General features: G+C 71.4%; 9 protein-coding genes. 3 read left to right on the forward strand and 6 right to left on the reverse strand.

Features of this window, described 5'->3' with window-relative positions:
- Positions 1-20: 20 nt before the first annotated feature.
- On the reverse strand, positions 21-1,025 hold the full coding sequence (locus tag ABZT47_RS38570) for a hypothetical protein (protein ID WP_354853248.1): 1,005 nt from the start codon (positions 1,023-1,025) through the stop codon (positions 21-23).
- 429 nt (positions 1,026-1,454) lie between these two features.
- The gene (locus tag ABZT47_RS38575) at positions 1,455-2,780 is read right to left on the reverse strand and encodes a histidine kinase (RefSeq protein ID WP_354853250.1); all 1,326 of its coding nucleotides are present in this window, start codon (positions 2,778-2,780) and stop codon (positions 1,455-1,457) included.
- Positions 2,781-3,105: 325 nt separating this feature from the next.
- Between ABZT47_RS38575 and ABZT47_RS38580 the strand changes: the two genes are divergently transcribed.
- On the forward strand, positions 3,106-4,398 hold the full coding sequence (locus tag ABZT47_RS38580; protein ID WP_354853252.1) for an L-fuconate dehydratase: 1,293 nt from the start codon (positions 3,106-3,108) through the stop codon (positions 4,396-4,398).
- Between the two features lie 168 nt (positions 4,399-4,566).
- On the opposite strand, the gene ABZT47_RS38585 is transcribed toward ABZT47_RS38580, so the two are convergent.
- The 3 genes from ABZT47_RS38585 to ABZT47_RS38595 are packed head-to-tail and all read right to left on the reverse strand — an operon-like array spanning position 4,567 to position 8,270.
- Positions 4,567-5,619: an ABC transporter permease gene (locus ABZT47_RS38585; RefSeq protein ID WP_354853254.1), complete on the reverse strand. Its 1,053-nt coding sequence runs from the start codon at positions 5,617-5,619 to the stop codon at positions 4,567-4,569.
- The gene (locus ABZT47_RS38590) at positions 5,612-7,177 is read right to left on the reverse strand and encodes a sugar ABC transporter ATP-binding protein (RefSeq protein ID WP_354853256.1); all 1,566 of its coding nucleotides are present in this window, start codon (positions 7,175-7,177) and stop codon (positions 5,612-5,614) included. The genes ABZT47_RS38585 and ABZT47_RS38590 overlap by 8 nt, the downstream gene beginning before the upstream one ends.
- A gap of 13 nt (positions 7,178-7,190) precedes the next feature.
- Complete coding sequence (locus tag ABZT47_RS38595) at positions 7,191-8,270, reverse strand: sugar ABC transporter substrate-binding protein (RefSeq protein ID WP_354853258.1); 1,080 nt, start codon at positions 8,268-8,270, stop codon at positions 7,191-7,193.
- 364 nt (positions 8,271-8,634) lie between these two features.
- Here ABZT47_RS38595 and ABZT47_RS38600 point away from each other — a divergent pair, with 364 nt between their 5' ends.
- Both ABZT47_RS38600 and ABZT47_RS38605 read left to right on the forward strand, forming a co-directional pair.
- Positions 8,635-9,357: a FadR/GntR family transcriptional regulator gene (locus ABZT47_RS38600; RefSeq protein ID WP_354853259.1), complete on the forward strand. Its 723-nt coding sequence runs from the start codon at positions 8,635-8,637 to the stop codon at positions 9,355-9,357.
- 413 nt (positions 9,358-9,770) lie between these two features.
- Positions 9,771-11,756, forward strand: coding sequence for an alpha-L-fucosidase (locus ABZT47_RS38605; protein ID WP_354853261.1), 1,986 nt, complete (start codon positions 9,771-9,773; stop codon positions 11,754-11,756).
- A 108-nt stretch (positions 11,757-11,864) separates the two neighbouring features.
- Here the strand turns inward: ABZT47_RS38605 and ABZT47_RS38610 are convergent, their stop codons facing one another.
- Positions 11,865-12,935 carry a LacI family DNA-binding transcriptional regulator gene (locus ABZT47_RS38610; protein WP_354853263.1) on the reverse strand — a complete coding sequence of 357 codons (1,071 nt, stop codon included), beginning with the start codon at positions 12,933-12,935 and terminating at the stop codon, positions 11,865-11,867.
- Between the last annotated feature and the right edge of the window lie 52 nt (positions 12,936-12,987).

The raw sequence follows: 12,987 nt of genomic DNA on the forward strand, positions 1-12,987 counted from the left end.
CACGTGCGCGACCGCCCGGCTCAGCTCGTCGCCGCCGCCGGCGGACGGCGGGCCAGCACGAGCAGGAGCCAGGCGGTCAGCAGGCCGAGGACGACCAGGCCCGCCCTGTCCAGGGCCGTGTCGGCCACGCCCACGACCCCGAAGACCGTGTGCGCGATCAGCGCGCCGCCCGCCAGGGCCAGGCACCGCCGATCGTCCCATCGCGACGAGGCCGACCAGCGGTGGACGAGCAGTCCCGTGCCCACGGCGACGACGGCGGCGGCCGCCATCGGGAGCAGAACCCACAGGCCATGAGTGAAGGCCGGCTGTGCGGCCCCCCAGAAGGGGAACAGCAGGCCCATGAAGGCGAGGGTGGCGAGGAAGCCGCCCCCCGCCAGCGCCCGGGCGGAGGGCACCCGCGCGTCGGTGCGCGGACGCGCGGCGCGCCTCGGCAGCACACCGAGGGCGATCACGGCGAGAACGGCGACGGCCACCAGGCACCCCAGCAGCACACCGGGCGGCGCCATGTACCCCGGATCCTGGTTCGGGGGCACGCTGACCCTCAGCAGAGCCACCCCGGCCAGGGCGCACAGGCCGGTGACGACCAGCCCGGTCCGGCCCAGGTAGGGCACGTGGCGGTGGCGCGGGAAGAGCAGATCGGTCAGCAGGATCGGGACGGTCACGCTGAACACCACGTGGTAGGGCAGGTTGGCCTCCAGATAGGCGCTGTTGAGGCCGAGCACCCGGGGAGCCCAGCCGGCCGCGCCGTACAGGTGGGGGCTGGACAGGGCCTGCAGGGCGATGCCGTCTTCGACCAGCTCATAAGCCACCCCGAGCAGGATGACGCTGAGCCACCCGCCGCGGAAGCGGCGTACCAGCTCGCGGATGAGCAGGACCCCAGCGCCGTAGATCGGCAGCCACAGCAACAGCAGCCATGCCATCCGCACCGGCGTGGAGCCCAGGGCGAGTTCGGCGACCAACGGCCCGAGGACCACCAGGGTGAGCGCGGCGAGCCGGTTGCGCTCGCCGCGAGGCCGGTTCTTCATGGGTGTTCACTCCACATCGTGCGTCCGTGTCTCGCCGCCGGGAGGCCGCGAAGGGGATGGGCGGGCGTCGCCCCGGTCGTCCCGGCGGGTCCATCCACCGGCCCGCCCACCTCCCTGCTCGGCCATCGGCCCTCGGGAACGCGCCGGCGGGTACCGGACCCAGCGGTTCCGTCCTCCATGCAACCCGGGTACGCGGGGCGGGGGCTACGGCACAAGGTGGGCTCCGGCGACAACGAAAGTTGCCGGTCGCGGTCGCCGATGCGCCGGCCATCCACGATCACCGGCTCGGGCGCCGTAGCAGCCGCCGGGATCGCCGTACCACGACCCGCCGACCCGGCGCCGATCATCTCCGGCACGTGGCCAGGGTGGAGAGCCACGCCCAGCCGGGGTCATTCACGAATCAGCGGCGTCAGCGGCGAGGCATCGGGGTCAGCCGTGGGCGGTGGCGGGCCTGCCATCGGTCTGCGAGGCCGGGACGTACGCCGGCAGCTCCGCGGCGACCAGGAAGCCGCCGTCGCCGGTGGGGCCCGCGCGCAGAGTGCCGCCGACCACGTCGACCCGGTGCCCCAGGGCGGCCAGGCCGAGCCCGGACCCGCTGCCGGCCAGCACCTCGTCGGCCGGACGCGCGGCGGCGCCGTTGACCACACGGACGGTGACGCCGTCCGGCCGGTAGCGCAGCCGGACCCGAACGTGGGCGCCCGGCGCGTGCTTGCGGGTGTTGGTCAGCGCCTCCCGCACGATGCGGTGCACCGTGCGCGCGATCGTGGGCGACATCAGCGACCGCTCGCCCTCGACGTCCAGCTCGACCGGGAAGCCGGCGGCCGCCGACTCCTCGGCCAGGGCGGCCGGGTCGGGCACCGGGGGCGCCTGCCGCCGCGCGCCGGCGGGGCGGCGGCTCGGGCCCGGCGGGTGGGCGCGGGTATCGTCCGGTTCGCCGTCCGCCCGGCGGACGCGGGTATCGTCCGCTTCGCCGTTGAGCACGCCGATGAGGTCGCGCAGCTCGTCGAGGGCCATCGCGCCGGCCGCCCTGATCTCCTCGGCGGCCTCGCGTACCGCGGGGTCGGAGGAGGTCACGCCCAAGGACCCGGCGTGCAGCACCATGAGGCTCACGCCGTGGCTGAGCACATCGTGCATCTCCGCGGCGAGCCGGCGGCGCTCCTCGGATCGTGCCTGCGCGGCCAGCAGGTGCTTCTCGCGCTCGGCCCGCTCGGCGCGGTCGCGCAGCGACCGCAGCAGCTGCCTGCGCGCGTCGAGGTAGAGCACGACCACGGCCGGGCCCGTCGTGCTGAGCAGCCCGACCGGCGTGACGGTCCAGCTCGGCTCCCACAGCCGGCTGCCGGCCAGCGCGAACAGCGCGACGAGCGGCAGCGCGACCCGCTGCGGCTGCCGCCTGACCAGGTAGATGACCACCACCGGGGTGGCCCGTGGCAACGCGAGCGGGCTGGCCGGCTCGACGGGGGAGAACAGGCCGGGGGAGAAGGTGTCCGAGAGCAGCGTGAGCGCTACGACCACCAGCACCACCCCGCTGACCTGGCGCGGGAACCGGCCGAGGAACACCAGCGAGGCGTCCACCGCCAGCTGCAGCAGCAGATCGGCGCGCGGGCCCGCCCACCCCGTGGTGGGCCGGCTGCTGAGGCAGATCACGACGTCGAGCAGGCCGAAGGCCAGCGCGAAACCCACCAGCGTGGCCGTGTCCCGCCGGCTTCCCCGCCGGTCCGCCGGGGTGCGAGGAGGAGCTGCGGCGAGGTCGGGCACGCGGACCACGTTAGCCTCCCGGGACGCCGCCGGCCGCTCGTCCCGGCCCCGGAGACGCGAGGTCGTCCCCGCCACCCGGTGGCGTCTTCCCCCTCGTTCTGGGCTCCGGGTACGCGAGGTCGTTCTCGCCCGCCAGGCCCACCCGGTGACCGCTCGCCGCTCGGTCCCGCTCTGTGACGGCGAGGTGGACGTCGCGGGGCGCGGGTAGGGGATTCATCGGGTTTGCGGGAAGACGGGGGAGTCGCGCAACGTGGATTTACTTGTCCCGAGCCGGATGCGATTCTACTGTCCAGGGCGTATTCATCGGATCAATGGGAGCTGGTTCATGCCGACAATCACCTCGGTGAACGTGATCGACGTCCGGTTCCCCACCTCGGCCACCCTCGACGGGTCCGATGCGATGAACCCCGACGGCGACTACTCGGCCGCCTACGTCGTCCTCGTGACCGACGACGCCGAGCTGGCGGGCTACGGTCTGACGTTCACCATCGGGCGCGGCAACGACCTGTGCGTGGCGGCGGCCCGGCAGATCGGGGCACGGCTGACCGGCCGCGACGTGGACGAGCTGGCCCGCGACCTCGGCGGCCTCTACCGGGAGATCATGGGCGACAGCCAGCTGCGCTGGCTCGGCCCGGAGAAGGGCGTGGTGCACCTGTCGGCGGCGGCCGTGCTGAACGCCGCGTGGGACCTGGCCGCCCGGCGGGCCGGGAAGCCGCTGTGGCGGCTGGTCGCGGACATGCCGCCCGAAGAGCTGGTCGCGGCCTGCGACCTGCGCTATCTGTCCGACGTGCTCACGGCCGCCGAGGCCGTCGAGATGCTGGCCGCGCTCGCTCCCACGCGCGAGCAGCGCGTCGCCGAGCTCGCCGAGCGGGGATACCCGGCCTACACCAGCTCCCCAGGATGGCTGGGTTACGACGACGACAAGTTGCGCGGCCTGTGCCGTGAGGCCGTCGCCGAGGGCTGGACCCACGTCAAGCTCAAGGTGGGCGCGGACGTCGAGGACGACGTGCGCCGCCTGTCGATCGCCCGGGAGGAGCTCGGCGGCCGCACGCTGCTCATCGACGCCAACCAGGTGTGGGACGTGCCGCAGGCCATCGAGTGGGTGAACCGGCTGGCGTCGTACGAGCCGATGTGGATCGAGGAGCCGACCAGCCCCGACGACATCCTCGGCCACGCCGCCATCCGCAAGGCGGTCGCCCCCGTGGGAGTGGCCACCGGGGAGCACTGCCACAACCGCGTCATGTTCAAGCAGCTCCTCCAGGCCGGGGCGATCGACTTCTGCCAGATCGACTCCTGCCGCCTGGCCTCGGTCAACGAGATCGTCCCTGTGCTGCTGATGGCCGCCAAGTTCGGCGTGCCCGTCTGCCCGCACGCCGGCGGCGTCGGCCTGTGCGAGCTGGTCCAGCACATCTCCGTGATCGACTACGTCTGCGTGAGCGGCCGTCTCGAAGGGCGGGTGCTGGAGTACGTCGACCATCTGCACGAGCACTTCACCGACCCGGTCCGGGTCGAGGGCGGCCGCTACCGGCTGCCCGAGGCCCCCGGCTACAGCGCCCGCATGCACCCCGGCTCCGTCGCCGCCTACCGCTATCCGGACGGGCACCGCTGGGGAGGCTGACGCGGGCGTCGCCGAGACCGCGGTCGACCCGGTCGAGCACCTGACCATCGACGCCGGGGCGCGCGGCGGACGGGCGCCGCCGTCACCGCCTCAGGCGTCCGGGTCAGAGCCGGCGGGGGCCGGGCGGACCATCTGGTCGGCCCGAGCCCGGCCACCGCCGTCTCTGGTTCACTCCTGTGTCTTGCCGCCGGTGAGCCGCGAGATCCCCAGCGCGGTGAGGATGATCGCCCCGTTGAGCGCGCCGATCCACTGGGCCGGGACGCCCGCGAGGGTCAGCACGTTCTGGATCATGTAGAGCAGCAGGATGCCGGTGAACGCGCCGAACACCGTCCCCTTGCCGCCGTTGAGGCTGACCCCGCCGATGACGGCGGCGGCGAACACGGTGAAGATCGCCCCGTTTCCCTGGCCGGCGGCGACGGAGGCGAGCCGGCCCGCGAGCATTAGGCCGCCGAGCGCCGCGAGCACGCTCGCGGTGATCAGCGTGATCCACAGCACCCGGTCGGTGCGGATTCCCGCGGCCTTGGCCGCGTCGACGTTGCCGCCGATCGCGTACAGCGAGCGGCCGAAGCCGGTGAACCCCAGCAGCACCACGCCGGCCGCGAACAGCAGCAGGCAGACCCAGATGGACGCGGGGATGCCGAGCCACAACGCCGAGCCCAGGTAGGTCATGGACGAGGGGAGGTTGAAGAAGGTCTGCCCGCCCGAGATGCCGGTGAGAAGGCCGCGCAGCACGATCAGCATGCCGAGGGTGACGATGAACCCGTTCAGGCCGAAGCGGACGATGAACAGCGCGTTCACCACCCCCGCCAGCACCCCGACCGCGAGGGTGACCGGGATGGCCCAGGCGCCCGACAGCAGGCCGAGCCCGTGTCCCGTCCCCGCCGCGACCGTCACCCAGGCGGCCACGCCGGGCGCCAGCCCGAACGTCGACTCCAGCGACAGGTCCATCCTGCCGGCGACCAGGACGAGGGTCTGCGCGAGCACCAGCAGCGAGATCTCCGACATGGTCTGCAGGATGTTGATCAGGTTGTCGGCCTGCAGGAAGATCGGGTGGACGACCTGCCCGACGATCGCGATCACGATGATCGCGGGGACCAGGGCCAGGTCGCGCAGCCGCGCCAGGCGCGGCCCGGCGCGCCGCCTTCCCGGTCCGGTGCCCTCCGAGGACGGTGAGCCTGGCGGGCGTCCGGTGCCGGACGGCGCGGTGGTGGTCTCAGGCATCGAGGTCGACTCCTTCCATGGCGGCCACCATCTCGTGGTCGTGCCAGCCGGCGGGCAGTTCCGCGACGGCGCGGCCATGGAACATCACCAGCACCCGGTCGCACAGCCGCAGGTCGTCGAGTTCGTCCGACGCGATCACGATGCCGGTCCCGGTCCCGGCGATCTCCTCGACCTTGCCGAGCAGGAACTCCTTGGAGCGGACGTCGACCCCGGCGGTCGGGGTGATGAGCACGAGCAGGCGGGGGCCGTTCGCCAGCGCGCGGGCCATCACGACCTTCTGCTGGTTCCCCCCGGACAGCCCTGTGACGGGCAGTTCGGGCCCGGGGGTCTTGATCGCCAGATTGTCGATCATCTCGCGGGCCAGCCGGTCCTTGCGCCGGCCGCTGACGAAGCCCGCAGGACCGAGCCGCTCGGGGATGGTCAGCGTGGTGTTGTCGGCGATCGACATCAGCGGGACCAGGCCCTGGTGATGGCGGTCCCGGGGGACGAACCCCACGCCCATGGTCAGCGACGCCGGGACGCTGCCGGGGCGCGGGCGGCTCCCGGCCACCTCCACCGTCCCCGACCGGGGCGCCCGCAGCCCCACGACGGCCTCGGCGAGCTCGGTCTTCCCGCTGCCGCCCAGCCCGGCCAGCCCGACGATCTCCCCGGCGCGGACCCGCAGGTCCACGTCGTGGTAGAGCTCGCCGTCGCCCAGTCCTTTGGCCTCCAGGACGACGGGCGCGTCCGAGGGCACGGCCGGACGGATCCGCCGCTCCCGCAGGCCCGCGGCCTCGCCGGTCATCGCCCCCACCAGGTCGCCCTGCGGAACCTCGGCCACCGGCGCGGTGAGGATGTGCCGGGCGTCGCGGAACACCGTGACGGTGTCGCAGATCTCATAGATCTCCTGCAGGTGGTGGCTGATGAACAGGAACGTGACGCCCTGCTCGCGCATGGCGCGCATGCGTTCGAACAGCCGGGAGATCGCCGCGCCGTCGAGCTGGGCGGTGGGCTCGTCCAGGATGATGAACCGCGCGCCGAACGACAGCGCCCGGGCGATCTCCACGAACTGCCGCTGCTCCACCCCGAGCTCCCGCGCCGGCCGCCGGACGTCGACGTCCACCGACCAGGTCTCCAGCAGCTCCGACGCCTTGCGCCACACGTTTTTCCAGTCGACCAGCCCGAGCCGGTTGCGCTTGTGCCGGTTCAGGTAGAGGTTCTCGGCCACGGTCAGCTCGGGGATGATGGTGGACTTCTGGTAGACGCAGGCGACCCGCTCACGCCAGGCGTCCCGGTCGGCGAGCCGCGGAGCGGGGGCCCCGGCGAAGCGGATCTCCCCCTCGTCCGGCGGCTGCAGCCCGGTCAGGATGGAGACCAGGGTCGACTTGCCCGCGCCGTTGCGTCCGACCAGAGCGTGCGTCCGTCCCGGCATGATCGTGATGTGCGCGCCGTCCAGCGCGACGGTCTCGCCGTATCTCTTGGTGACGCGCTCCGCCTCGGCGACCGGCCCGTCGGCGGGGGCCGGCTCGCCGTCGCGTGCGGGCGCGGGTTTCGCGGTCGCTCCCGCGTGGTCGCCCATGACCCTCGCCCTCTCAGTTCAGGTTGTTGCCCCATAGCGACTTGTCGTCGTGCTTGACGCTGGGGACGCCTCCGTAGGTGCCGCCGTCGGCGGTGACCAGGGGCGCGGACAGCTGGTCTTCGAGCAGCCCCGCGCGGACCTGCACGATCGTGCTGTCGTGGTCGGTCTTGCCCGGCTGGAAGGTCTTGCCGTCGATCGCGGCCTTGGCGTACGACAGGGCCCACTTGGCGTACAGGTCGGCCGGCTGGGAGACGGTCGCGTCGATGTCGCCGGAGGCGATGTCCTTGAGCTCCTGGGGAATGCCGTCGTTGGAGACGACGAAGACGTGCTTGGGGTCCTCCGGCTTGACCAGCAGGCCGCGCTGCTTGAGCACCTGCAGCGTGCCGGCCAGGGCGAAGCTCGACTGCATGTAGACGCCCTTGACGTCCGGGTTGGCGGTGAGGACCGTGGAGAGCTTCTGCGCGGCCACCGCGCCGTCCCAGTTCGCGGCCTCGCCGAACACCTTGATCTGCGGGTAGTTCTGCTTCATGCACTCGTTGAAGGCCTCGGTGCGGTCTCGGCCGTTGATGGACGCCAGGTCGCCCTGGAGCATGACGACCTTGCCGTTGCCCTTGAGCTTCTCGCCCAGGAACCGGCAGGCCTTCTCGCCGTAGGCGCGGTTGTCGGCGCGCACGACCATGAAGGCGTTCCCCTGGTCGGGCCGGGTGTCCACGAGAACGGCGGGGATCTTCTTGGTCTCGAGCTGCTGCAGCGTGGGCGCCACCGCGGCGGTGTCCTGGGGGGCCATGACGATGCCGCCCACGCCCTGGCCGACCAGGCTCTGGACGTTGGCGGTGAGCGTGGAGATGTCGTTCTGGGAGTTGGTGGTCTTCAGATCGGCTCCGAGCTCGCCGCCGAACTGGGGCACGTACCTGATGTAGGAGTTCCAGAAGTCGGTGTCCGACCGCGGGTAGTCGACGCCGATGAGCGGTTTCGCCGGCGCGCCCTTCTCGCCGCCACCGTCACCGCCGCCGGTGCCACCGCCGCCGCATGCCGCGGCAAGGCACCCCGACATGGCGAGGGCCGCGGCCAGCGCGAACCTTCTGCGTTTCATCGTCTCTCCTCAAGGATCACCACGATGGGGGATCGCCGTGGCGGGCCGCGCCGCGGGCTCGGGCGGGGTCACGCGCCGCGGGACGCGGGACTCCGGTGAAAAGCCTCACTAGCGCTCATCATCGACAAGAACATGGGATGTCTTTCTATGGCCAAACCTGGCCGGTGTCCAGACCTCATGGGACGGATTCGCCGTGACCCCACGAGGGTCGGAGACGGCATCATCCCGGGCGGACGGCCGGACGCGTCCGATGATCGATGAGTCGTGCCGAATCAGCCGATTCATCACATGTCTGTGGCTCTCGATGGCGTTCTCGGACGGGGTGGGGTGGCTCTCCTCCGTCCTGAGGTACGAAGATTCGTCTATGTCGTTGACCGAGCAGGCGATCGAACGCATCAGGCAACTCATCAAGGACGGGACCCTCCACCCCGGTGCGCGGCTGCCTCCCGAGCAGGACCTGGCCGCCGAGCTGGGCCTTTCCCGCAACCTGCTGAGAGAGGCCGTTCGCTCCCTGGTCACGACCCGCGTGCTGGAGGTGCGCAGGGGAGACGGCACCTTCGTCACGAGCCTGAAGCCGGAGCTGCTGCTCGAAGGGGTCGGCCTCGCCGTCGAGATGATGCGGGGCGACGACCTGCTGGAGATCACCGAGGTGCGGCGCCTGTTCGAGCCGGTGGCCACGGGCGTGGCCGCGCTGCGCATCACCGCGGACCAGCTCGCGGAGGTCGCACGCCATCTCGATGCCATGATCGCCGCGCACGATGACGTGGAGATGCTCAACCACCACGACGACGCCTTCCACCGGGCGGTGTTCGAGGCGACGGGCAACAGGTCCCTGTGCGCACTGCTCGCCGGCATCGCCGGCCGGACGTTGCGTGCCCGTGTCTGGCGGGGCCTGGTGGAGGGGAACGCGGCCGACCGCACCATCGCCGAGCACGCCGCCATCTACCGCGCGCTCGCCGACGGCGACGCGCCCCTGGCCCAGGCGGCCGCGCTCATGCATGTGAACACCACCGAGACCTGGTTGCGGGAGAACCTCGGCCCGTCGTTGCCGGAGCCCGCCCTCGCGCCACTGCGGCGATCATCCTGAGGGCCGGCCGTCTGGGGATCGGCCGTCCGGAAGATCGACGCGCCGTCGCGCGCTGAAAGTTACAGCCATCTCGGCTCTCGGCGGTCGCGCGGGGTGTGTCGTCAGACATGGGTTGTCTGATGGCGGAAGGTCATGACGGGGGAGACCCGCGTCCGCGGCATGCGCACCCGTCAGCGGCATCGCGGAGACCTGCTCCGTCTCGGCCGTCCGTCCCCCGGACCTCGTGATCCGGCGGCGTTCCGCGCGCGGCGGCCCCCTTCCGGTGGGCGGTTCCGGCGATCGGCGGGGGCTAGACAGATGCCGTTGGTAGGTCTACAAAGACATCCAATGTCTCAGGTGTGACCCTCCAGTCATCTCGGCGAAACAACGCACGTGACCCAGTAGAGCTCCTTGGTCCTGAGAGGTCCCCGCTCATGTCCTCGTCTTCGTCCTCGTACCAGTTCAGTCGTCGCGCGCTCCTCGCCGGGGCCGGGGGTGTCGCGGCCTCGGGCCTGCTGGGGTTCCGCCCGGCGTTCGCGACCGACGGCCCGCAGAGCTACACCGCGTCGTGGTCCTCGGTCGACCAGCACCCGCCGGCCCCCGAGTGGTTCCAGGACGCCAAGTTCGGCATCTACTACCACTGGGGCGTGTTCAGCGTCCCCGCCTTCGCCAACGAGTGGTACCCGCGCAACATGTACAACAACGGGTCGAACGAGAACAACCACCACAAGAGCGTCTACGGCGATCCCTCCGCGTGGCCGTACCACAACTTCATCAACGGCGCCCGGGACAAGGCCGGGAACTTCGTGCAGTTCGCGCCCAAGCTGAAGTCCGCGGGCGGCAGCTTCGACCCCAACGAGTGGGCGCAGTTGTTCGCCGACGCCGGGGCCAGGTTCGCCGGGCCGGTGGCCGAGCACCACGACGGCTACTCCATGTGGAACAGCCAGGTCAACGAGTGGAACTCCGTGGCCACCGGGCCCCGGCTGGACCTGCTGCGCCTGCACGCCGACGCCATCCGCGCCAAGGGCCTCAAGCTGATCGTGTCGCTGCACCACGCCTACAACTTCACCGGCTTCTACCAGTGGGTGCCGACGCAGTCCACCAACTCGCTGAAGAAGCTGTACGGCCAGCTCGGCGCGTCCACCCACCAGCAACTGTGGTACGACAAGCTGCGCGAGGTGATCGACGGCTACCAGCCCGACGTCATCTGGCAGGACTTCAACCTCACCCAGCTCCCCGAGTCCCGGCGGCTGGACTTCCTGTCGTACTACTACAACCGGGCGGTCTCCTGGAACAAGGACGTCGTCGCCACCTACAAGGACGGGTTCAACAACCGGGGCGAGGTGTTCGACTACGAGCGCGGCGGCCCGGCCGGCATCCAGACCCCCTACTGGCTGACCGACGACAGCATCTCCAGCTCCAGTTGGTGCTACACCGTCGGCATCGGCTACTACTCGCTGAACGCCATGCTCCACTCGCTGATCGACCGGGTCAGCAAGAACGGGAACATGCTGCTCAACATCGCGCCGATGGCCGACGGCACCATCCCCTCCGGGCAGCGGTCGGTCCTGCTCGGCATCGGCGACTACCTCAAGCGCTTCGGCGAGTCCATCTACGCCACCCGGGCCTGGTCGGTCTACGGCGAGGGGCCGACGCAGATGGGCGGCGGGTCCTTCACCACGCCGCGGGCCGGCACCAACACCGACATCCGCTTCACCCGCAGCAAGGACAACACCGTGCTGTACGCCACGGTGCTGGGCTGGCCGGGCGGCACGCTGAACATCGGCACGCTGGGCTCCAACCGGATCAACCTGAGCACCCTGGCGTCGGTGCAGCTGCTGGGCTCCACGGCCGGCCAGTACACCAACCTGCCGACGCGCACCCAGGACGGTTCGGGCCTGCACATCACGATGCCCTCCTCCAGCGCCCCGTTCAGCGCCCCCGCCTACGTGGTCAAGCTGACCTTCAACGGCTCCATCCCCGCCCCGGGCTCGGGCCCCACCCCGACCGGCTGGGTGCGGATCAACAACGTGAGCACCAACCTCGCCCTGGACAGCGGCGGCAGCGTCGCCTCCGGCTCGGCGCTCAAGCAGTGGAACTACGACGGCAGCAACAACCTGCAGTGGCAGCTCGTCGACCTCGGCAGCGGCTGGTACCGCATCGTCAACCGCACCAACGGCATGGTCGCCGACAGTTGGGGCAACACCGCCAACGGCGCCAACTGCCTGCAGTCGGCCTGGAACGGCGGCAACAACCAGCAGTGGCGGCTCAACAACGTCGGCAACGGCCGCTACCAGATCATCAACCGGGGCACTGGAACCGCGCTGGACGGCGCGGGCCTCACCACGGCCGGTTCGGCCGTGCAGATGTGGGCCCCGAACACCAGCACCAACAACCAGTGGACCATCACCGCGCTCTGAGCGGTACCACCACCCCTCTCACCCGCCGCGGCGGTCGCGCCGAGACGCGGCCGCCGCGGCCATGCGCGCCCTCCTCACCACCTCACCCCGCGTGCCGGCGGGCGGCGCTCAGCCGGGGGAGTGCGCGCCAGAAGGCGGCGCGACGGAATCGCGGGCACGGACCGGCATCGGCACACGGTGCACCTCGCCCGCCGCGCGCTCGGCGGGGGCGCGGTCCATCTCGGTGAACAGCACGTCGACGGCCTTGCGGCCCAGCTCGTAGTGGGGCAGCGCGACGGTGGTCAGGCCGGGCCGCATCCACGAGGCGATGGGGTGGTCGTCGAAGGAGACGACGGAGACGTCCGCGGGCACCTTGAGCCCGAAGTCGTCGAGCGCCTGGTAGGCGCCCATGGCGATGCGGTCGTTGAAGCAGATCAGCGCGCGCGGCCTGACCGTCTCCAGCAGGTCGCGCGTCGCGGCGAGGCCGTACTCCGGCTGCCAGTCGAAACACGTGCGCGCGCCCGCCACCTTCACCCCCGCCTCGCCGAGGGCCTCGCGGATGCCGACGAGCCGTTCCAGCGCCGCGACGCTCTCGGAGGGCACGTTGCGCAGGCCCGGACCGACTCCGATCAGGTAGATGCCGTCGCGGTGGCCGGCGTCCAGCAGGACGCGGGCGGCGAGACGACCGGCCTCGACCTCGTGGGGGAGGACGGCGGGCAGGACGGCCGGCCCCTTGGGCACCGCGTTGAGCAGCACGACGGGTGAGGCCGTGATGCCTTTGGGCACCTTGATGGTCCTGGTGAACATCGAGGCCAGGATGAGCCCGTCCACCTGACGGTCGTGCATGGCCTGCAGGAGCAGGCGTTCGAGCTCGGCGTCGCCTTCGGTCTCACCGATGAACAGCATGAAGCCGCGGTCGCGGGCGGCCTCGAGCGCTCCCTTGATCATGTCGCCGGCCAGCCGCGAGGTGGCGACGGTGTCGGAGACGAAGCCGATCGTCCGGGAGGTGCCCGTGCGCAGGCCCACCGAGACGATGTTGGGCCGGTACTGCAGCTCGTCGGCCGCTTTCAGCACCCGCTGCTCGACGTCCTGAGAGATGCGCAGCTCACGGCCGCGGCCGGACAGCACCAGCGAGGCGGTCGGGCGGGAGACGCCCGCGGCCTTGGCGACATCGGCCAGCGTGACCCGGCGTGGGCTCACCCGGAGCCTCCGATCGTCAAGAGTGTGTTACGGAGGGTTGACATCGTGCGAC

The sequence above is a fragment of the Sphaerisporangium sp. NPDC005289 genome (genome assembly GCF_040607455.1).
Taxonomy (GTDB): domain Bacteria; phylum Actinomycetota; class Actinomycetes; order Streptosporangiales; family Streptosporangiaceae; genus Sphaerisporangium; species Sphaerisporangium rhizosphaerae.

Excerpts from the sequence above, each read along its gene's own strand:
- ABZT47_RS38570 (WP_354853248.1), bottom strand. The coding sequence starts at position 1,025 with ATGAAGAACCGGCCTCGCGGCGAGCGCAACCGGCTCGCCGCGCTCACC.
- ABZT47_RS38580 (WP_354853252.1), top strand. The coding sequence starts at position 3,106 with ATGCCGACAATCACCTCGGTGAACGTGATCGACGTCCGGTTCCCCACC.
- ABZT47_RS38585 (WP_354853254.1), bottom strand. The coding sequence starts at position 5,619 with ATGCCTGAGACCACCACCGCGCCGTCCGGCACCGGACGCCCGCCAGGC.
- ABZT47_RS38590 (WP_354853256.1), bottom strand. The coding sequence starts at position 7,177 with ATGGGCGACCACGCGGGAGCGACCGCGAAACCCGCGCCCGCACGCGAC.
- ABZT47_RS38595 (WP_354853258.1), bottom strand. The coding sequence starts at position 8,270 with ATGAAACGCAGAAGGTTCGCGCTGGCCGCGGCCCTCGCCATGTCGGGG.
- ABZT47_RS38600 (WP_354853259.1), top strand. The coding sequence starts at position 8,635 with ATGTCGTTGACCGAGCAGGCGATCGAACGCATCAGGCAACTCATCAAG.
- ABZT47_RS38605 (WP_354853261.1), top strand. The coding sequence starts at position 9,771 with ATGTCCTCGTCTTCGTCCTCGTACCAGTTCAGTCGTCGCGCGCTCCTC.